Below are 20462 nucleotides of genomic sequence, written 5' to 3'. Positions count from 1 at the left end.
GGCCTCGAATTGCTCGCCCAACGCTCCTTCAAGTGCTAGAACCTAAAAACCCTGAATTTAGAATTCCTACGGATTTTCTGGGAGTGCCAACGGTGGTTGTCCCCCGCGCAGCCCAGATGGCCTCCCGGAACTCACTGTCCATATTTGGGACAGTTTTGCTGCCAGTTTGCCATATCCAGTGCCCGCTGACCTTGGCACCTTTGGTTTGGGGTTATGGTGACGACACGATGGTGCCCCGGTGTGTATCCCATGGGGAGCGCTCCCCATGGGATACACACCGGGGCCTGCCCGCACTACCAAGCCATTCTCCAGCCAGCCGCCGGCCAATGCCAGCGTGCGATCATCTTGGCGGCATCATCCCCGGTCCGGCGAGGGGGGCTGGAGAAGGGGAGTTCAAGACGAAGAATCGCTGTAGATGCTCTCCGTAGATTCACGAACAACCGGAATTTAGGCCTTCACGGCCAGCAACTTGGGCGCATCAGTCAGTTTGCTAAGTGCCGCCGTCGGCGGTCGGAAGGCCAGGGGTGGACTCCTGGTCCGCTATTGGCGGGGGATCTGGGGTTGGCGTCCGGTCGAACGGATGTTCGTCCTCCTGCCAATGCTTCGAGACCTTCCCATTCCAGCAGGCCCAGTTGAGTGGATAAACGTCCGGATCGAAGATGACGTGGTAGAAGTGCCAGACCAAAATCGCAAGGCAGGCCAGAATGGCCTCGTAATAATGGATCGTTACCGCTACATCCACCACCCAGCGCGGCAGGACCTGTGTGACGTCAATCTTGAACCATATCACCAGGCCCGTGACCCCCATGATGATGGTGCCCCAGACGACCGCCCAATACTCCACTTTTTCGGCGTAGCCGAAGCGGGCGAACTTCGGTTTAGCCGCGCTCAGACCCGCCAGGTACCGTGCGTTGTCGGTTACGTCCTTTAGGTCCTTCCCGACGGGCAGGAGGTCTTTGACCAGTTGCCGCCCCTCTCGAGTGCCAAACAGGTAGATTACGTGATAAGCGCCGACCAAAAGGAGCACAACGCCAGCTACGCGATGGCTCCAACGGCGGAACATCTCGTTGGACCCCAGGATCTTTGCAATCCACGAATCCGGGAACTTCAGGGCAAAGCCCGTCACGGCGAGGACGATGAAACTGGCGGCCAGGATGAGATGTTGCGCCCGCTGGGAAAAGCTCATCCGCAGAACAGAGAGATCGGCGGCGCGGTAGCGTGCCCGGACCTTCTTCGCGAATAACAGCAAGTTGTGCGACAGCATCAAGCCGATCGTGGCCACAATCAGCACCAGGTAAATGCGGCGCACCCAACCGCTGATCTGCTCCCCGATGTCGCCACTGACGGCGGTGGTCTCAGTGTCCACGTGCACTTTGCTCTGGACGAATTTGTCCGTCGCGCCCGGATGGCACTTGCCGCAGGTCACCACCAGGTTGGTTTTGTGGATGCTGGAGCGCGGGTCGGTGGAAGGCAGGATCTTGTGGACGCCATGGCAGCTTGCGCAGTTGGCCGCCAGCGTCGAACCATACTGTGTTGCCAGACCGTGGTAGCTTTCGAAGAAGGTTTTTACACGATCCGGGGGCAGGTTGTACTTCGTATTCAAGCGCTCGGAGGCGTGGCATTGGCTGCAAACCTCGACCGTGACCTTTAGTGACGAGTCGTCTTTGAGCGCTTTGATCTTATGTTCCGAGTGGCAATCCGTGCAGGTTGGGGCCTCCCGGTGTCCGGCAGCAACGGCCTTGCCATGCACGCTTTCCTCCACATCCCTGGCTTCCTGGTCGTGACAACCACCGCACGTCTCCGCCAGTCGCGAGAAATGCAAAGGGGACTCGATGGACGTGGGAGGCAGGATGCTGTGGCCGTCGTGGCAGTCGCTGCACGTCGCAGAGCTCGTCTGTCCTTTGGCCAGAGCCAAGCCATGGACGCTGGCACCGTAGCTCTCGGACTGCTGCTCATGGCACCGCTTGCAGTTGGCTGGCTGTGCCGGGACTTCGTCATCAGGATGCTTGGAGGTGATGTCCGCGTGGCAACTGGCGCAAGTGTTGGTCTTGTGCACCGAAGCGGCGATCCTGGCTGCGTCAACGAACAGGGAGACTTCTCTGCCGGCGGCGTTAGTCTTGGTCAGCGTCTTGTCCCCGTGACACTCCAGACACTCGTTGTCCTTTATCGGTTCGGCGGCAGAGACCGCAGTTGTCAGCCCGCTGAAGGCGAACAGGATAAGGGCCGTTAGTATTGCGCGGGGTCGCTGAAAACCCATACTGGCTCAGCATGGCGGCCGCCGGGCCAAACCGCTCTACATGGTTTGGCCTTCACTTCGCATATTTTGGCTTATCCGCCGTGCACCAGGCGGGTGATCATGGCGTAGATGATCAGCAGCAGCAGGAGCACTCCCAAGCCGAAGAAGAAGTAGCCAAAGGACCGCGCAATGGCCTTCCAGCGCAGCCATTCGTCGCGCACGCGATAGTCCTCGAGCCGGCCTTCGGCCACCAGGCGGTCGTACCAGCGGCGACGTTCGTGCAGCATTTCGTTCTTTGATACCCGGCCGGAGAAGATCACCGTATCCATGGGGAACTTCTCGATGCGGAAATGCGTGTTGAAGAAGTGAATGGAGAAGATGAAGCCGGCGGCCAGCAACGCCTCATCCGAATGAATGATCAGGGCGATGTTAATGATCCAGCCGGGCATGAAGCGGGTGAAGAATGTGGGGAACCACATGACCAGCCCGGATGCGCCGATGATCGCGACGCCCCAAAACACGGCGAAGTAGTCGAACTTCTCCCAGTAGGTCCAACGATCGAACTGCGGCTTGGGGCCCTTGCCGAAGAACCACTTGTTATGGGCGACGAAATCACGCCAATCCTGCAGGGTGGGGATCATTGAATCCGCACCAAACAGCACTTGCCGGAGTCGTTTCAGGCTGGGCTTGCCGGTCTGGGGGTCGCGGATCTTCCCGCGACCTCGCCAGGAATTGCCCAGCAGAGAGGCCAAGTGCAAGCCGAAGTAGAGGAATGTCACAATAGCGCCCAGCCTGTGCAAGGCACGGGCCGTCTCCGCCCCGCCGATGATGCTGAACATCGTTTTGGCCCAATCGGTATAATAGAATTTGAGGGGCATGCCGGTGATCACCAGCAGCAGGAAACTGGTGACTACCAGAAAGTGCAGGAAACGCTCAAAAGGCAGGAAGCGGGTGAACCATTCCCCGCCCTCCTGGGAGCTGATCTTGGCTTCGCGGAACCTTTTGGAATCATGCAGAAAGAGGTAAAGCGCGCGGAATAGCCACGCCAGGGTGTGCCCGCCAAAGAACACGAACACGCCGACCAGCAGCGCTGTCATGAACAGAAAAGTGCCGTGCAAGACCGGGTAGTTCTTGCCGTCCAAGGGATTGGCGTGCGGCTTGTATTCGGTGAAGCCGCCCGTGGCGCCAGGATGGCATTGCTGGCAGGTAGCCAGGATATTGGTCTCCGAGAGGCGCGATCTGGGGTCGGATGGGGGCAGGACGTCGTGGTGGCCGTGGCAGTCGTAGCAGGCGGCAACATCCGAGGCGACATTCGGCTTGCCTAGCGCCATGGCCTTGCCGTGGTAGGTGTCGCGGTAATGGGTCAGACGGTCCTGGTGGCATTTGCCACAGCGGACGTCGCTGGCCATTTTGAAATGCCCGGTCGTGGGCGGCTCAACTTCGTGTGCGGTGTGGCAATCGGTGCAAACCGGGCCGTTCTTGTCGCCTTTGACCAACAGTTGGCCGTGCACAGATTGTTCGTAGATGTCCTCGACCTTGACATGACATTTCCCGCAGGTCTTGGCGACGTTAACCTTGTTGATGGGCGAGTCGCGGTCAACGGCGCGCTTGATGTCGTGGACTCCGTGGCAGTCATTGCATGAGGGAGCCACAATCAATCCCATTTTCAGCAGCGCGCGTCCGTGGATGCTGTCCAGGTACTGCGACGCGGCCTCCGGATACTTCATCTTATACTCTTTGGTGAGACCGGCGTTGCTGTGGCATTTGGCACAGGTCCCGGGCAGGTTCAACTTGAAGGCAGGCGATGCGGGGTCCCGGGAAGGCAGAATGTCGTGGGCACCGTGGCAATCCCAGCAATTGGCGGCGCCGGAGGCGCCCATTTTGTGGCTCACGCCATGGATGCTGGCAGAGTAGTCCTTCGCTTCATTCTCGTGGCACTTGACGCAACTGGGCGGCTGCGCCGGCACCTCGTCGTCCGGGTGCTTTGAGGTAATGTCGGCGTGACAATCGGCGCAGGTATTGGTCTTGTGGACGCTCCCCACGAGCCTGGCTTCATCCACGAACACGGAAACCTCTTTGCCCGCGGCGGTAGTCTTGGTCAGGGTCTTATCCGAATGGCAATCCAGGCAGCCGCTGTTGGGGCTCTTGTCGGCGGCCAGCAACCCTATCCCGCACCACGCGAACAGAATGACAATGAGGCGCAAGGGCTTCAGTCGTCGAACGCGGTTCCTATAGTCCACCGGTATGGCAGTCATTGCAGTCTCCGTCAACTTCGTCGCCTGGATGTTTGAATTTCTGGCCTTTGGGGGTGAGTTGATCCAGTTCAGCGCCGCTGCCTTGCGCCAGGATGGTGTGGCAGGCATTGCAGTCGCTGGCTTCGATGGTTCGTTTTCCGTCAGCGGTCTTGTGCAAGCCATCGTGGCACCGGAAGCACCCCGGCCAGTCCTTGTGGCCGATGTTGTCCGGATACGTCTTCCAACTGGCCTTCATCTCCGGGAAAAAATTGTCTCTGTAAATTTGCTGGACGGCCTCAATCGCCGGCCGGATACGCGGGTCGCCCGGATAGCGCGCCGAGAGGGTGGTGGCGATGTTCCGCAAGGCCTGCGTTTCGTTGGTGTAGGACTCCGTGAGCACGTAAAGCGCGTTGGATTTGATCAGCGGCAGGCCGCGGTCAATTTTGCCGAGGGTGATGGCCAGATTGACAGCGGTATTGGGAGTTTGGTAGCGGTGCGCGGGGCGGTTGTGGCAGTCGATGCAATCCATTTGCCGCAGCGAGGCTTCATCCACGGCATTGGTGAATCTGGCCGTGCGGAATTCAGTCACCACGCCGTGCGACAGTTCGGTCATGCGGACATATGGAATCTTCTGACGCGCTTCGTCGCTGGCGAGATACTCAATCCTGTTGCCAACATTCATGTGCCAGTGGATGCCGCCCACCGGCCCGTGGGTGGGGTCGGCGCCGCCCACGTGCATCAGCATTCGGACGGAAAACGGGGTGTTGGTCTCGTCGCTGAGAAAGTAGTGGTAGGTGCGTTCGAGGTTGCCGACAAACTTCTGCGGCCAATGGCATTCCTCGCACGTTTCCTGGGCGGGTCGCAGGTTCTTGACTGGCGTGGGGATGGGGCGGGGATACTTGTCCGCCATGGTGGCATAAACCTGGTACGCGCCGGAAAGCTTGGAGCGCACATACCAACTGGCGCCTTTGCCGATATGACACGCGGCGCAGGACACCCGGGCATGGGGCCCGTTGAGATAGGTGACATACTCGGGTTTCATGACGCTGTGGCAGGCTTGCCCGCAGAACTGAACCGACTCGGTGTAGTGGTAGGTATGGTAAGAGCCGAGGGCGGAGATCAGCAGAAACAGCACACCACCCGCCAGGAATAGACCGAACCATCGCCGGTCGCGCGGGCGCGTGAGGTCAATCCGCAGCGCTGGGAGCGGGCCGGAGGTCTTGAGGATTTGGCGGTGGCGTAGGAAGGCACCCAGCAAAGCCAGGAAAAGGCCGAGCATCAGGAATGCCGGCGCCACGAGGTAAGTCAGAATGCCGACGTACGGATTGGAGAATTGAGCCAGCGTATCCAGCACCAGCAGCAGGAAGAAGGAAAACAGACTGCCCACTACCACGACCAGACCCGCAAGGCTCAGCCAGTTCCGGAATACCGAGGAGCGTCGCCTGGGTGCCAGAGCGGGCGTGGGATCAGGGCTCATAGTTGGCGAGCGTTAGTCGGCATTCGTCCTTGGTCAAATGTACAAACGCGCTGCCTCGGAGTCAAAGGAATCCCCCTCCCCGCGCGACGGAGAGAGGGACGCTTCCTGAATTGCATTGACTACCCGCGGCGCGCGTGCGCCGGCAGGACCGAAAGCTACTTCTTGAACTTTCTCATGTAGGCGACGAGACCCTTGATCTCCTCGTCCGACAGGCCTTCGGCGGGCTGCATGATCTCCTTGCCGCTCTTGTCTTTGTAGCCCTCCTTGATTGCTTTGAAGGCCGCGTCGTCTTTGAGTTCGGCCTGCACCTTGGCATCGGTGTAGTCCTTGGCTCCCGACTTCTTGCCCATCTTGGTTTGGCCCTTGCCGTCCGCCCCGTGGCACTTGGCGCACTCCTTATCGTAAGTAGCCTTGGCGTCGGCCGCGTATACGGACAATGCCGGAATCGCCAACAGGGCGATTACGAATGATATTACTGTCTTCATACTTCTATTTGTCTGTTGTTTGTTCTACCGGTCTTGTTCTTCCAGGCTGGGAGCGCATCCCGGCGAGGAAGCGAATCCATCGCCGGAATTGCCCGGCCCGAAATTCATTAGTTAGGTTGCACCCGCTGCTTGCACCTCAAGGTCGCCTGCGCAAGGCCGTTTCTCTGACAGAAATAACTGGACCAACACGGTGAGAATGATGGACGGCAGACACCGGAGCACGCCCCCCCGCCACGAGCGGGACGATGCGAACCAGTTGCGGCGGCATGTGGAAGAGACGACGCATGGGGCTGGCCACTAATTCACGATACCAGTCAGCATATTGAGCGAAATATCAGCAAAGGAATCTAAACGCCCCCCGCATTTCTGCTGCCCGTCCCTTGCCCAATCATAATCCTATATTGTTCTTTCAATGAACAGAAATTGGGGACCAACAGGGGCTCCCCACAACCCGGCGCCGGCAAAGGGCTACTTCTTGAAGTCACGCACGTACTTTACCAACGCCTTGATCTCGTCGTCGCTCAGCGTGTCGCCAAAGCCCTTCATCTTGGTCCTGCCGCCTTCTTTCACACCTTCCTTGATAGCCTTGAACATGTTGTCATCTTTCATGCCTTCCTGCACCTTGGCATCCGTGTAGTCTTTGGCCCCGGCTTTCTCGCCCATCTTGGTCTTACCCTTGCCGTCCAACCCGTGACATACTCTGCAGTTCGCGACCCAGTTCGCTTTGGCGTCCGCCGCGCGGGCCGATAGGGCACCCGCAACCAGGAGCGCCACGCTGGCTATCATCAGCTTCTTCATTTCGCTGTCAGTCTTTCTGTTCTGCGCTGCTCTCTTGGACTACTTCAGCCGACCGTTTATTGAGCGCAATCGGATAATAGTAACACGACCATGCCTCACAATCCACTGCTGCGGCTGCCTGCCCCGGAGCCTGCAGCGCGTATGCATGAAGCTGCCGGAGGAGCGCAGGCATCTCGCCCGCTTTGCGGCACGTCGCTAATCTACCTCGCGATGAGCGGCATCAGTTCGTGGGGCCGAAGACGAGACTTACCGGGGCGAAAGCGTTGACCGGCACCTTGATTGCGCCGTTCCTGACGGGGAGGGGTTTGCCGGTGGGACGGCCACGCAGGTCAACGGGCTGGGCTTGCTTGAATGCGCTGCCTTCCGGCAGGCGGACCGTGACGGTGCCAGATTGGCCGGCATGTTCCCACAGACGCAGAACGGTGCCCGGGCCGTCGGGGTTAGCGCCGTAGGCGGTGAGGAGGATGCCTTTGCGCGAAAGTTCGAGGCCACGCCGGGTGGGGGGCAGTGCGCGGCCCGCGCCGTCGGCTACTGCAGCGAGCAGGGGATAGCGCGCTTCGAGGGACGGGGTGATGAGGGCCGGCTCGGCGCCGTAGCGGCCGATGGCCCACAGGCGGACGCGCGAGGTCCAGGTGCCGCGGTTCCAAAGGCGAAAGTTGGTGCTCCATTGGTTGTTGAAGAGGTTGACGTAGGCGACGGGTTTCTCCGGCACAAAGTCCAGCGAGTAGCGCCAGCAGCCGGGGGTGTCGAGACTGACGAGCGGATAGTCTATCGGGCAGAGGCCGACGCCACGACCGCGTTCGTCAGTCATGGTTGCGCCGGTGTTAAGGCCGAAGAGATGGCGGTTGGCACCGGTGATGACATCGCGGGCGGGGTCAATGATGGAAGCCAGCCGGCCGAGATGGAATTGCGGCTCGTTGACGTTGAGCGGCAGGCACAGCCAGCCGGCCTCGGGCCAGGGCTCAAAGGGCTTGTCGTGCAGCGTGATTTCCAGATCAGCGCAGGGTTGTTCCCGGTATAGAATGAGGCGGAGGGTGACCGCGGGCAGGGTGGCGGTAGCGGTGGATTCCATGACCGCGTTGATGGCGGCGGCCGTTTCTTCGAAACGCAGCTTGAAATCCCTGGGCGAAGCGGCCTGGTAAGGAAATTGGTCGGACGGCGGCTGGTTGGGTTTGAAGAAATCAGGGTGCATGTAGCCGCGGACGTACTTGGAGCACCACTGCGAGACGCGGTCCCGGTCAAAGCGCTCGTGGAGGTACTGGCCCAGACCCAGGCCGTCGGAGTTGCCGGCCAGCTCGCGGCCCGAGCGCTTGTCCACGAGGGAGGTAATGATGCCGCGGGCGGGATCGAGTTTGGCGCTGAAGTAAGGGCTTTGCAGGGTCTTGACCGACAGGCTGTAGTTGCCGACGCCAGTCGGCGCATTCACTGACCAGGGTTGGCGCCGACTTGTGACGGCGGCCACGTAGGTGCGATAGCCCATCGGCGGGATGTCGCGGGCGAAGAAGGTAAGGCGGCCGCCGGCGGCGTCCACAGGGGAGGCTTCGGAGCTGTCGGCAGGCTTGAGAGCGGCCGGGGTGAAGCCGGAGGTGTCGAGGTCAACTACAGCGCTGCGCCTCCAAGGGAGGGGATTGTAAACGACAACGCGGGGGCCTGCAAGGTTCACGGCCCGGGCGAGGGCATGCAGGTCGTTTGCGAGGGCCGGGGGAATGATTTCGTGGGCCTTGCGGATGTAGGCGGTGTGTTCGTCCCATGAGGCTTCAAGGCGATTGAACCGGCCGGCGGCGCGCTCCTTTTTGAATTCCTCGCCGTAGGTGAGTTTGTTGCCGATCCAATAGATGGCCCCGCCCCAGGTGTGCTCGCCGTAGAGCAGGCTTTGCTCACAGGCTTCGACGATGACCGGCGCGTTGTTAGGCACTTCAAGGCCCCAGCCGCGCAGTTGGGTGTTGAGCGCTTCGGTGGCGATGATGAGCGGGCGCGTGTTGCGGGCCAGCTTCGCGCCGGCGGGGTCGGACATGGGTCCATGAATCCACGTGTCCGGCGCGTCGCCGCGCACCACGGGCAAGTCGGGCTTCTCAGCGAGGATGGCGTCGCCGAAGTCGGAGAGCCGGCCGATGCGGATCTTCACGCCGGGGAAATGTTTGGCGGCCTGGTCGAGCACGCTCTTGACTTCGTCGGGGCGCGGCGGGCCGTGGTTGTCGCCGGTGTGGAGGCAGGCCAGCCACGTCCGATAGGGCCAGTCCTCCGGCGGGGCGAGCTGTGTGCCGTAGTCAGGCGAGTAGAAGGTGAGCAAGCGCGAGCCGTCCGGGCCCTGCCACCAGTAAAGCCAGGGCACTTTCAAGGGCGCGCTGGCGCCGTTGCAGCCGATCATCAAAAAGTCTATCCCGGCGTGCTTCAGCATCGTGGCCATCATCCAGGTGTGTTCGGGCACGTCGGTCATCTTGCCGTCATGGGAGAGGTCGAGGCCAAGGCGGCGGGCGAGGCGGGAGGAGTAGCCAAGGCTGCGGACAAGGTCCTCGGCCTCCAGCAACTCGGTGTGCGTGGTAAAGGGCAGGCCGTGCACCACAAACCGTCCATCACGCAGGGCCCGTTCGACGCGCTGCTTGCGCGCGGGGGACTGCCCGGGCCAATCCTGCAGAATCTTGTGCAGGGGCCAGCCGGCCAGCGTCCACGCAAACTGCTTTTCGGGCGGCAGGTCGCGGTTCTGATCCACCACGTCAAGCGCCTGGTCAATCATAGTGGTCCGATAGCGCTGTACGATGTTGCTGGCCATGTCGGTGTAGCCGATGTCGAAGTGGGTTTTGAAGACCACCACAATTTCCTTCACGCCCGGCACGAGTGTCACCGCCTGGCTGGACAAGAGGCGGCGTCCGTCCAACACGGAACAGGTAGTGTGGACCGGCCGGCTGACAGCGGGCACCAGCAATTCGACAGCCTGACGGCCGTCTTTCAATCGCAGACGCTGCGCCTCGAATTCGCCAACCCGGACCGCGACTTCCTTCGGTCCGCCGGCGTGCGCAATTGCGGCGGCGATACGTTGAAACGACTGGCCGTCGCGCTCGATGGTGCCCGGCAGGGGCCGGGCGGAAATCAAGGCGGTCAACTCCTTGACGGCGCCGAGTTGCGCCGCAGCGGGGGTATCAAGTGCGAGTGAATCGTAGAGGAACCAGCTTCCGTCGGTGCTGGTGATGTTGATTTGATTGTTACCTGCCCGGAGCAACGCCGCGGGGAATTCGAGCGCGAGCTGGCAGGGTTTCCCGGCGGCCGGGTTACCGAAGATCGAAGCGTCACTGGCGCCGCGAGGCAGCGCGCGCTCAAACGACTGGCCGTTGACTGCGAGGCGCAGCGCGGGCGCAGCCGCGTAATGTGTGTCAATCATGCCCAGCGCCAGTCGACAGGTGCCCTGCGAAACGGCCCGCTCCAGGTAGAACAGGATCGAGTAGGTATGGGACCGGTTGCCCGCCCAGTGGTCGGCCGGGCCGGGATGGACGTAGGGCCAGTCAATTTTTGAGTCGGATTGCCCCACGATGAAGAAGCCATCCTCGGCGAAGCGTTCATAGCCGTTGGGGGCCAGGCTGAACTCGGCGTTGTGACGGTCCGCAGTGCCGATTTGCCAAAGGGTTTTCGTGTCAGCGGCGGCGCAGGTGAGGGCGGACAGGGCAAGCAAGAAGATACTCCTCCAAACCCTCGACCTGCATTGCGCCCATGAACTTCCAAGTGAAAAGCGCCCCCTCGCCCTGGCTCGGTCTTTTTCGGAACGGGAGTGGGAGGGAGTTTGGCGGCTTGGTGGTGAACTGAGATTCAAGCGCATAATATTAAACTTAGCTGTGTAGCGACGATTGTCTGGAGCTTTGTAAGACCGAAATGGGGCACTACTCCTTCCGCTCCAGCTTCTGCCAGTTGCCGTCCAGTTCGACGTTGGGGTTAAAGTTTGCGCTGTCGGTAACGATGTACTCGCCACTGCCGTTGACCCAGGCGTTCTGGTAGCCGCTGGGCAGCTCGACGGGCCGGCCGGCGACCGGGTCGCGGTACTCGTCCACGCCCCGCATGTATTGGCTCCAGTTCTGGTTGATGCGGTCCTGGGAGGCCTGCCGCTGCTCATAGCTCTGCCGCATCATGTCGCTGATCTCGTTGCTGGTGCGGCTGATATAGCGACTCAATTCACCCGCGGCGCGGATTTGGTTCATCTGCGCCTGGGTGAGGGCCTGCACCAACTGTGAGTATTGGCTGAACCACTGGAGATTGATGCGCGTGGAGTGGATCATCGTCTCGAACACCTTAGCAGCCTGGTCCAGTTTTCCTTTGGGCGCGCGCATGCCGCAGAGTCTGTCGGCGACCTGGATGGTCATGTTGCCCGTGGGCAATACCATCGTATTCAGCACGCCGTAGAGGTCTTCCTCCACCGCTTTGCCCGCGACCTGGTATTCGATGCGCACACGGCCGGCGGTAAAGATCATCTGCGGTCCGCCGAAGGGCGGCACCGCCTCGGCCTGGCGCGCCGCTTCCGCCAGCTTGGGCAACTCCTCAGTCTTCACAATCCTGGCCTGCACGTTACCGCGCGCGAGCGGCAGGAGCCGCTCCTTCACGTAGGCGATGGCATCACGGACGGGCGGCTGCACCTCGTTGCCCATGTACATTGAGCCTTGCGGAAAGCCGCTGACCGGCAGATAGCCGCCCCAACTGAATCCCAGGGTCGGGAAGTTCTCAAGTTGTTCCAGCCCCTTGGGATTGCGGACCCGCATGGCGACCGAGGCGGGCATCGTTGGATGCGTCCGCCACACAATGCCGCCCTCCACCTGCCAGTCCACCGGTGCGAGAAAGCTGAGCGCCTCGCCGCCGATCATGTTGGGCTGGTCGTTAATGCTGACTTTTCGGAAACGGAGGATGCCCGCGCTATTGGTCGCAGCGCGCGCCGCCGGGACAACGGCCGGCTTGCCCAAGGGATTAGCCGCCATCGGCTGCGCCAGCGGGTTCACCGCGGCGGTTTGTTTCTTCAGCGTGTAAGCCGTCCCGCCGCTTTCGAGCGTGAGGGTATTATCACCTTGGAGCGCAGCGGTGAACGGGAACTGGTTTCCCTCGCTCTCGAAGGTGCCTTGCAGACGGTTGTCCACCTCGCGCCCGGTGCAAGGGAGTTTTCGCTGGCCCATTTGGATGGTCCCAGCGTAGCGCCCACCGGAAGCCTTGAGCGTCATCGTCAACTGATCGCCCTGGTACGTGCCACTGTAATCCACCGCCAGTGCCGACAGCGCCAGCGCCACCAGAGGCACGGGCAGATAAATGAGTTTGGTCTTCATGGTTTAGTCTCCCGCCGGGCCTGGCGCACAATTCTGGCCAGGGCCGGCATGATGCCACATTGGTCTTGAGGTGTCATTGCCGGATTCCGAATACGGCCTTGATGGCTTCGAGGTAGCCGTAGCCGTGTTCCTGTTCGGGTTCAAGGGTGCTGCCCTCGGGCCATTCGTTCCACGCGTTGACAGTGATGACCTTGGGGTTGGTCGGGGCAGCCAGCAGGCGCTGCCTGATGATCCGGCTGGCTTCGCGGAAGGCGGCGGGCGTGTTGCCGACCATAACCGGATTGACGACGTGGGCGGCGGGCTTATCCCACTTCGCGTCGGGGTGGGCGCGGGGCGAGTTGTCCCAGTTGATGGTCGTGTTCGGGAAGTAGGGCACCGGGTAGTTGGTGACCGCGCTGGCGTAGAACGTGAGATAGACGTCACGGCCCTGGACGTAATCGGAGATGGGGAAGGTGCTGTAGTTGAGCGCGCCGTGATGGACCCAAGTGTAGCCGGTCAGGCTGTCGAGGGCGAGATCAGTGCAGAGCCTGGGCCAGTCGGCAGGTGTCTTGCCGCCAGGGAGGTTCGGCCGGCCCCAGAGGACGGCATTGATGTGCAAGCCAGGCAGTCCCGCCGCGCGGGCTTTCTGGCGAAAGCGACCCAGCGCGGCCCGTGACGCCTCCACCGACCCGAAGCTCTCCAGGAACAGGCTCATCTCGTAGATCGAGAAGTAGGGTTTGCCGTCAAACTTCCAGTAGCTCGGGTGCTTGAAGTAGCGCGCGATGACGAGGTCGGTGATCTTGTCCCAGGTGGCCGGGGTGACCTTGCCGGGGTAAAGCAGCTTGCAAGGTTCGGCGGGATTGTAGCCCTGGATGTCGAACCAGTCGTGGTTGGCCCACATGAGGCCGAACTTGAGCCGGGCGTTGTTGGTGGCCTGGAGAAAGCCGCGGTCCAGGGCGCCTTCGAGGTACGGGCCGTCGTCGTAGTAATACCAGTCGAAGACGAAGGCGTTCACGCCGTAGTCGGCCGCGGCAGCGATCTTGTGGGCCATGACCTTCGGGTCGGACTCGTCCGTGTAACCCCACATCGGGACCCGGGGCTGCTTATGGCCGGGGAACCGGGGCTTGGCTTTGCGGATGAGGTCCCACTCGGTGAACCCGGGATACTTCGCCTTGTCCCACCGCGGGTCCGGGTGCGTGCAGGGATAGTAGTAGGCGGCGACGGTGATTGCAGGAGTTGAGGGCGCAGCGTGGCTCGGCGGAACCATCATCAGCATCCACGTAAGAGCCGGGAGGAGGTATATTCCGTGCTTCGCCATTCGTGGCTTGTAGCCTAAAAGCCCTTCCCCTGCAAGCCGCGCCAAGGCTCAGGGCTTATCGAAGTTTGGACGAACGGCACTGTCACGGTCGCATTTGGCGCTCGGAAGCTCTCCCCGACGACAAAGCCCGTGACTGGCATGAGGCATTAGACCAGGAAGAATCCAACCTCCAGGAGGAATGCCCGGCGACACATCCGGGCTATAGCTCGACCAGCGGGTTCTACGTATTCGCCCCCTGGCCATGGCCCGACGCTCCGTCCGTACTCAACTGAATGGCAAGCCAGGCCGCGCCGACGCAAGATTGCAGCGTGATCCTGAACGATCCAGAACAGCGAGACGGGGAGTGAGCCTTATGGATCTGCATGTATTGATAATCACGCTTCTGATTGAGGTATTCTTCTTCGCCTTGTGGCGCCTGCGCGAGACCAAACCGCCCGCCTGAGAACGCAGTTGGAAGCCCCGTTTGGTGTCTAGAATTCAGGCCTGTTCTGGCTTATTTGCACCGCCTGATTCGATTTGCCTAAGACTCAGCGGGCCGACGCCTTGGGAAACGACTGGCGGATTCATGGACAGTAATCCCCCTCCACCAACCAGGACTTGGACGCAATAGCCGGCTCGAACCACGCGCCTGCGATTGCAGCTCAAGAGGGTGGTGCCGCATGGCATGTCTCATGCTTGGGTTGGCTCGCGCGGTTCGAGTTGTGGTTGTATGAGAGTACTCAGTTGCCGGGCCAAGGAGCACCAGCCCCTGGCTCAGGGCTTTACACTTGCGGAGGTCGTTGTCGCCATTGCGATCGCCACCTTAGCCTTCGGCGGAGTGATCCTTGGTTACGTGCTCACTGCCGACCGCGCTGAATGGAGCGCCTACTCCCTCGCTGCCCAATCCCTGGCCATGCAGGGCGTCGAGCAGGCCCGCGGGGCCAAGTGGGACCCCAAATCCTGGCCCAGCGTGGACGAACTGGGAGTCACAAATTATACGCAGGTGGAGATTCTCGATGTGCCTGTATCGGGCCAGCCGGTGCAGGCGACCAATTATATTCGCGTGACCACCGTCGTCCAGGACCCACCCCTGAGGGAACTCCGCGCCGACTGCGTCTGGAGCCTCCGCAACGGGGTGAGAAGCCGCGGCCCGTTCACCAACACTGTCGTTACCCTCCGCACCGCCGACCAATGAAGCCGCCAGTTCCCGCCCCCGCCCCCTCCCCGCTGCGGACAACGCCTCGCTCGGCCTTCACCCTCGCGGAAATCATGACCGCGATGGCGCTCTTCTCGCTGGTCACCATCGGCGTGGTGTATTCGCAAGTCTTCGGCATGAAGATGTTCAACATCACCTCCACCCGGCTGAGCGCGAGCGACCATTCCCGCAAAGTGCTGAACCTGGTCCGGGATGAGATCCGTTCCGGCAAGCTCCTCTATGTTGGCAACGGCGACAGCAACGGCTTCACCCATATCGCCCCCAAGCAGCTCCACCAGGGCAACGCGCTGCAGATTCATCCCACCACCGACACCAATGTCTTCATCCGTTACTTCCTGGACACCGCCACCCAGAGTTTGAAACGGACGACCAGCGCCGGCGGCCAGGTCCAGGTCCTGGCTCCTTACCTCACCAACCAGATCGCGTTCGTCGCGGAAGACTTCGCCGGCAGTATCCTGACCAACGACCAGAACAACCGCGTTATCAAGATGATCCTGGACTTTTACCAGTGGGAGTTTCCCGTGGCGCGAGCGGGCAACGGCGCTTTCTTTGACTACTATCACCTCCAAACCCGGGTCACCCGCCGGCGGATCGAGTAACCCCTCAACCAAAGGCAGAATGCAATGAACACCAAGGTGGCTCGCAAGCGCGGTTCGCAAAAGGGCTACGCCCTGATAATGGTCCTGGTCCTGGCGGGCGCCAGCATCCTCATCTATTCCAGCGCGGCCAACTGGACCTCGACCGGCACGGTGCTGAACGATCGCAACAACACTTACAACGGCGCCACCGCCGCGGCGGAGGCAGCCACCGAGGTCGTCCTCGCCTACATGAGCCGCGATTTCTTCAATGGAAGCTTCGGCCCCGGCAAGCTCGATTACTATAGCAGCTTCGTTCCGACCAACGACTGGGCCGCCGCTTATGAGTTTAGCGATGGCGCGGGCACATTGAACGCCACCTGGGTTACCAGCTCGGCCAACATGGTGATGACCAACCTCGACTCCCAATTCACCGGCTTGTATGGCCTGGCCTACAGTTGCGGGGTGCGCGGAAACGCCAGGCCGCTCGGAACCCGGTATGACATGGCGGCAGCCGTCGAGCAGAACTTCCAGCTTGCCTGCATTCCCATCTTCCAGTTCGCCATCTTCTACACCCTGGATCTGGAGATCAATCCGGGCGCCCCGATGAAGGTGACGGGGAAGGTCCACAGCAACGGCAACCTCTACAGCGGGCCGCCCTCCAGCCTGGAGTTCTCCCAGAGCGTGGATGCGGCCGGCCAAATTTATGGCCACCGCGCCCCGTACGATCCTACGGGCGGCGGCGCTACCCCGCCTATCTATCACGTCCCACCCGTCCCCTATGCCAGCTCCCTGACGCTGCCGATCTCCACCAACAACAGCCCGTCGGTCGTCCAGGAAATCACCGAACTCCCGCCTTTCGGAGAGGATCGCAATTCCCCGATGGGGCAGGCGCGCTATTATAACCAGTGCGACCTCATCATTACCACCACCGCGACCAACGTCACTGTGCAAACGGGGGCGTGGGACAACTTCACCCAGGTGCCCCCCGACCAGGTCGCCACCAACGGAAACAGCGGATACTCCTTCATCCAAACCACCAATTCCTTTTACGACGGGCGTGAAAAGAAATGGACGCAGGTGACGGATATCAACGTGGGCGCCTTGACCAATTGGATGCAGATCTCGGGCAGCAACGGCGGCTATGCGATCAACAACCGCAAGATGCTGGGGATTCACAAGCAACTGAACTCGATTTACGTGGACGACAGACGCGCCAATTCAACGAAGCTAACGGCGGTGCGGGTCTCCAACGGCCGGCACCTGCCGTCCGACGGCTTGACCCTGGCCACGCGGCATCCCCTCTATGTCCAGGGGCACTTCAACGCGCCCACGACCACCGTCGGCTCCACCAATACGGCCAATACCAAGCCGGCCTCGCTCGTCGGCGATGCCATCACGGTGCTGTCGGGCGCCTGGTCGGACGCCAACAGCACCAAGGCGCTCAAGGACCGCGACCCCGTGAACACCACCGTCAATGCCGCCTTCCTGGCTGGCATTGTCCAACCTACCAACACGACCGGGGTCCGCCACTACAGCGGCGGCGTCGAGAACTTCCCCCGCTTCCTCGAGGACTGGAGCAGTTCGATCAGCTTCACCTACAACGGTTCGATGGTGGTCATGTACCCCAGCCAGTTCGCCACCAACTACTGGGTCCAAACCGGCACCTACTACAATGCCCCCAGCCGCAAATGGGCCTTCGACGCGAACTTTCTGGATTACACCCGCCTGCCTCCCGCCACGCCGATGGTCAAAAAGCTGGTCCGCGGCCAGTGGCAGGTTGTCAAGGCGCATTAGAGCGCTTTAACCAACTCTGTAGCCGCGAACGTTAGTCCGCGCCATACCATCTCCTCCCTCCACAGCGTGGGCCGACTGACGTCGGCGGCTACACCACATCTGGAAACGCTCTAGCTTTGACGCGGCGCGCGCCGGGCTGCCGGCATTGTGTGCGGGACATGGAATTCTCCGGTTAGGCCCGCAGAGCCCAGGCGGGATTCGGTCGGGAACAACGGATCTTACGGTTCGCCCAGTGGCGAGGGGGCAGGGCTCGGGAGCCATCGCTCCTGAAGGGTTTGCTTGCCGCCGCGCAGTTTCTTGCGGGCACCGGAAGGCAGGATGGCGGTGGCTTTCACGTCTTGGGGGATCACGGTTTCGAGGCGAAAGGTCGTGCCGTCTTTGCGCCAATGGCTGGCGACGCGGCCGGCGGGGGTGACGACGCTGACCTGGGCGCTGGTGAGGGAGCCCGGGCAAGGGGCGATGAGGATTTCGCGCCAGCCGACGCTGTTGGTCGCCTGCCGAATGCCGCCGACGTAGCCGTAGAACCACTCCATGACATGGCCCAACATGCAGTGGTTCAGGGATTGGTAGCCGTCCATCATGGCGTCCCAGGTTTCCGGGAGGGAGGTGAGGTCCTTGGCGAGAATGCCGCCGTAACTGCCGGTGCCGGTGCGGGAATAGACGCGATGCAGAACGTCCGAACGCCCGGCCTCGGCCAGCGCGCGGATGAAATAGACATGCCCCACGTCGCCGGGCGTCTGCTGCCAGCCACGCTTTTCCAGGTCGGCGATGATGTCCTCGACCAGCAGGGCGCGGTCCGCGGGCGGGACGATTCCGGCGCAGAGGGCCATGGCGTTGGCGCATTGGGGGCTGCCGTTGTGGCGCAGCTTGCGCGTGGCCGGGTCCTGATAGCGGCGCTGGAATTCGGCGGCGATGCGGCCGTGCAGTTCGCGGTAGGCCTTGGCGTCATCGGCGCGCCCGAGGACTTCGGCGGCGCGGGCCACGGCGTCGGCGCAGAGGCCCCAGGTGGCGGTGGCGGAGAGTTCGGTGGGGGTGAAGCGCGAGGGGCCGGGGGGCTGGCCATGGCCATAGTCGTACCAGTCGCCGAGGCCGCCGGGGGCGATGCCGTCTTTGGCCTCACGCCCGATGTAGTCGGTGAAACGGCGCATAAGATCGCAATTCTCCGAGAGAATCTCCCGGCCTCCGAACCACTGGTAGTGTTGCCAGGGCACCAGCACCGCCGCCGCGCCCCATTCGACGGTCCAGTTGAAGGCGCCGGGAAATCGCCCGGCGGGATAGCTCGGGGCGACGGTCAGCACCCGGCCGCTCGGCTCCTGCGCGTCGCGAACGTCGCGAGCGATCTTGGCGAACCATTCCCGGCCCCACGAGCGGTAGAGAAAGCTGGGCTGGAGCAGGTAGGCGCATTCGAGCCAGCCGAGCTTCTCGCGGTGGGGGCAGTCGGTCATGACCCAGCTCATGTTGGCGCGCATGGCGGAGTCTATGAGGTCATGGGTGCGATTGTAGAGATCGCTGGAGCAGTGGAAGCTGCCAGTGTCGGTCAAACCGGCGCGCACGGGCACCAGTTCGAGGCGTCGGATGACCGGGAGGCCTTGGGGGTTAGGTTCGCCCGGCGGCACGGCGCCGGTGACTTCGACGAACTGCATGCCGAGGTAGAAGAACGTCCACTGGTGCGCCAGCGGGTGGCCGTCGGTGACAATCTCGCATCCCACGATGTAGCTGCCGAAGAGTCGGTCCTGGGCATTCTTGTGCTCGCCGCAGCGGAACTGGACGCGGTCGCCCGCCTTGCCCCCGGAGAGCTCCACGCGCAACTGCGCGGCGGTATTGCGGGGGAAGCTGTAAAGGACAACGCCGGGAGCGGGTTGTTTTATGGCGACGGGCCTGTCGGGCGCGAACGCCTTGATGCCCGGCCCGATCAGTGGCTCCAAGCTGCCCGAGGGAGCGCCGACCCGGCGAACGGGCTGCCAGGCGCCGTCGTCAAAGCCGGGGCGGTCCCAGCCCGGCTGCTGTGCGCGCGCGTCGAAGTCCTCGCCGGCGAAGATGTGGGAGAACGTGAGCGGCCCGTTGGCAGCGCGCCAGGTCTGGTCTGTGCCGATGACCGTGGGCGCGCCGCGGGAGGATTCGATGCGAATCTCGGCGCGGAGGAGGAAGGGCTCTTCGGCTTTGCGCTGAGGGCCGTGTTTGTTATAGCGGCCCTGGGGCGGGTCGGGGTTGTGCCAAAAGGAATTGCCGAGCATGACGCCCAGGCAGTTGGTGCCCTTGGCCAGCAGTTCGGAGAGGTCGAATTCGCGATAATAGAGGGTCTTCTCGTATTGAGACCAGGGCTGGTTCATGCCGGTGTCGGCGAGCCGCCGGCCATTCACGCGGGCATCGAAGTCCCCGAGGCCGACGATGCGCAAGGAAGCGCGCCGCGGCGGGCGGTCGAGGACAAACTCCTTGCGGAACAGCAAGGAGGCGAAGTTGGTGGCGGTGCCCGGCGGCGGCGCGATCCAGTCTGCACGATCGAATTCCGCTGCGGTAACACAAACCAGCGCGCCGAACATCGGCACAAGCAGTATCCGCGATGAGAGTGGGAAGCGCATCGTCATGAGTGTGAGGATAACATGTGAGGATGAAGCCCGAGCCTGTCCGGCGCTAGTGGCGCAGGCTCAAGGTCCTTTGGTGTGTCGCCCGCCTCGCCGAGGCGAAGGACCCGGTGAGCGACATTCTAGACGCCTCGGACTCGGTCCGCAGCTTCGACGGCAAACCGCTGTCGGCGGCGCCGCAGTCCTTCCGCGGTGTTCGCCTTGGTGGTGTCTGGACCGTGCGTGGCCCGGTTTGGGACGGTGTTGGTAGCATGATTAGAGCATGATTAGAGCATGATTAGAGCATGATTGGAGCATCATTGGGCCTTGATTCGCCCTCGGGTCCCCTGTTCTCGCACTCGACCCGCCCGCAGCGTCAAGCCGCGGCTCAGCCCCATCCGCACTCCGCCACTCCAGCCATGGCCTTACCGCCGGGCTGGGGAGTCTGGATGCGCACCGTCAAGCGGCACCTGGGAACGACTCGTGCATAGGCTGCGTTATTCATTGAATTTTGTC

Annotated in this window: 12 protein-coding genes; 3 read left to right on the top strand and 9 right to left on the bottom strand. The window is 62.1% G+C overall.

Features of this window, described 5'->3' with window-relative positions; genetic code table 11:
• Positions 1 to 490: 490 nt before the first annotated feature.
• From P5205_20685 to P5205_20650, 8 genes are all read right to left on the bottom strand, one after another.
• Positions 491 to 2257: a cytochrome b/b6 domain-containing protein gene (locus P5205_20685; GenBank protein HSA12782.1), complete on the bottom strand. Its 1767-nt coding sequence runs from the start codon at positions 2255 to 2257 to the stop codon at positions 491 to 493.
• A 71-nt stretch (positions 2258 to 2328) separates the two neighbouring features.
• Positions 2329 to 4491: a cytochrome c3 family protein gene (locus tag P5205_20680; GenBank protein ID HSA12781.1), complete on the bottom strand. Its 2163-nt coding sequence runs from the start codon at positions 4489 to 4491 to the stop codon at positions 2329 to 2331.
• Positions 4466 to 5947 carry a NapC/NirT family cytochrome c gene (locus P5205_20675; GenBank protein ID HSA12780.1) on the bottom strand — a complete coding sequence of 494 codons (1482 nt, stop codon included), beginning with the start codon at positions 5945 to 5947 and terminating at the stop codon, positions 4466 to 4468. Before P5205_20675 ends, P5205_20680 begins: the two co-directional genes overlap by 26 nt.
• A 155-nt stretch (positions 5948 to 6102) precedes the next feature.
• Entirely contained in the window at positions 6103 to 6432 is a 330-nt protein-coding gene (locus P5205_20670; protein HSA12779.1) for a cytochrome c, read from the bottom strand.
• 468 nt (positions 6433 to 6900) lie between these two features.
• Entirely contained in the window at positions 6901 to 7230 is a 330-nt protein-coding gene (locus tag P5205_20665) for a cytochrome c (protein ID HSA12778.1), read from the bottom strand.
• Positions 7231 to 7450: 220 nt separating this feature from the next.
• Positions 7451 to 10894 carry a polysaccharide lyase family protein gene (locus tag P5205_20660; GenBank protein ID HSA12777.1) on the bottom strand — a complete coding sequence of 1148 codons (3444 nt, stop codon included), beginning with the start codon at positions 10892 to 10894 and terminating at the stop codon, positions 7451 to 7453.
• Between the two features lie 205 nt (positions 10895 to 11099).
• Positions 11100 to 12521 (bottom strand): hypothetical protein, encoded by a 1422-nt coding sequence (locus P5205_20655; protein ID HSA12776.1) that lies wholly within the window; start codon positions 12519 to 12521, stop codon positions 11100 to 11102.
• 73 nt (positions 12522 to 12594) lie between these two features.
• The gene (locus tag P5205_20650) at positions 12595 to 13818 is read right to left on the bottom strand and encodes a glycoside hydrolase family 99-like domain-containing protein (protein ID HSA12775.1); all 1224 of its coding nucleotides are present in this window, start codon (positions 13816 to 13818) and stop codon (positions 12595 to 12597) included.
• 709 nt (positions 13819 to 14527) lie between these two features.
• Between P5205_20650 and P5205_20645 the strand changes: the two genes are divergently transcribed.
• The 3 genes from P5205_20645 to P5205_20635 are packed head-to-tail and all read left to right on the top strand — an operon-like array spanning position 14528 to position 17385.
• The gene (locus P5205_20645; protein HSA12774.1) at positions 14528 to 14992 is read left to right on the top strand and encodes a prepilin-type N-terminal cleavage/methylation domain-containing protein; all 465 of its coding nucleotides are present in this window, start codon (positions 14528 to 14530) and stop codon (positions 14990 to 14992) included.
• Positions 14989 to 15612, top strand: coding sequence for a hypothetical protein (locus P5205_20640; protein ID HSA12773.1), 624 nt, complete (start codon positions 14989 to 14991; stop codon positions 15610 to 15612). Before P5205_20645 ends, P5205_20640 begins: the two co-directional genes overlap by 4 nt.
• Positions 15613 to 15636: 24 nt before the next feature.
• The gene (locus P5205_20635) at positions 15637 to 17385 is read left to right on the top strand and encodes a hypothetical protein (protein HSA12772.1); all 1749 of its coding nucleotides are present in this window, start codon (positions 15637 to 15639) and stop codon (positions 17383 to 17385) included.
• Positions 17386 to 17603: 218 nt separating this feature from the next.
• On the opposite strand, the gene P5205_20630 is transcribed toward P5205_20635, so the two are convergent.
• The gene (locus P5205_20630; GenBank protein HSA12771.1) at positions 17604 to 19964 is read right to left on the bottom strand and encodes an alpha-L-rhamnosidase N-terminal domain-containing protein; all 2361 of its coding nucleotides are present in this window, start codon (positions 19962 to 19964) and stop codon (positions 17604 to 17606) included.
• Positions 19965 to 20462: the final 498 nt, after the last annotated feature.

It is taken from the genome of Candidatus Paceibacterota bacterium, from assembly GCA_035452965.1.
GTDB lineage: Bacteria > Verrucomicrobiota > Verrucomicrobiia > Limisphaerales > UBA8199 > UBA8199.
Note: the sequence above shows the minus strand (reverse complement) of the source record. Positions and strands in the feature narration are given on the sequence as shown.

Bases quoted from the DNA above. Each gene is read 5' to 3' on its own strand.
- P5205_20685 (HSA12782.1), bottom strand. From the start codon at position 2,257: ATGGGTTTTCAGCGACCCCGCGCAATACTAACGGCCCTTATCCTGTTC.
- P5205_20680 (HSA12781.1), bottom strand. From the start codon at position 4,491: ATGACTGCCATACCGGTGGACTATAGGAACCGCGTTCGACGACTGAAG.
- P5205_20675 (HSA12780.1), bottom strand. From the start codon at position 5,947: ATGAGCCCTGATCCCACGCCCGCTCTGGCACCCAGGCGACGCTCCTCG.
- P5205_20670 (HSA12779.1), bottom strand. From the start codon at position 6,432: ATGAAGACAGTAATATCATTCGTAATCGCCCTGTTGGCGATTCCGGCA.
- P5205_20665 (HSA12778.1), bottom strand. From the start codon at position 7,230: ATGAAGAAGCTGATGATAGCCAGCGTGGCGCTCCTGGTTGCGGGTGCC.
- P5205_20655 (HSA12776.1), bottom strand. From the start codon at position 12,521: ATGAAGACCAAACTCATTTATCTGCCCGTGCCTCTGGTGGCGCTGGCG.
- P5205_20650 (HSA12775.1), bottom strand. From the start codon at position 13,818: ATGGCGAAGCACGGAATATACCTCCTCCCGGCTCTTACGTGGATGCTG.
- P5205_20645 (HSA12774.1), top strand. From the start codon at position 14,528: ATGAGAGTACTCAGTTGCCGGGCCAAGGAGCACCAGCCCCTGGCTCAG.
- P5205_20640 (HSA12773.1), top strand. From the start codon at position 14,989: ATGAAGCCGCCAGTTCCCGCCCCCGCCCCCTCCCCGCTGCGGACAACG.
- P5205_20635 (HSA12772.1), top strand. From the start codon at position 15,637: ATGAACACCAAGGTGGCTCGCAAGCGCGGTTCGCAAAAGGGCTACGCC.
- P5205_20630 (HSA12771.1), bottom strand. From the start codon at position 19,964: ATGCGCTTCCCACTCTCATCGCGGATACTGCTTGTGCCGATGTTCGGC.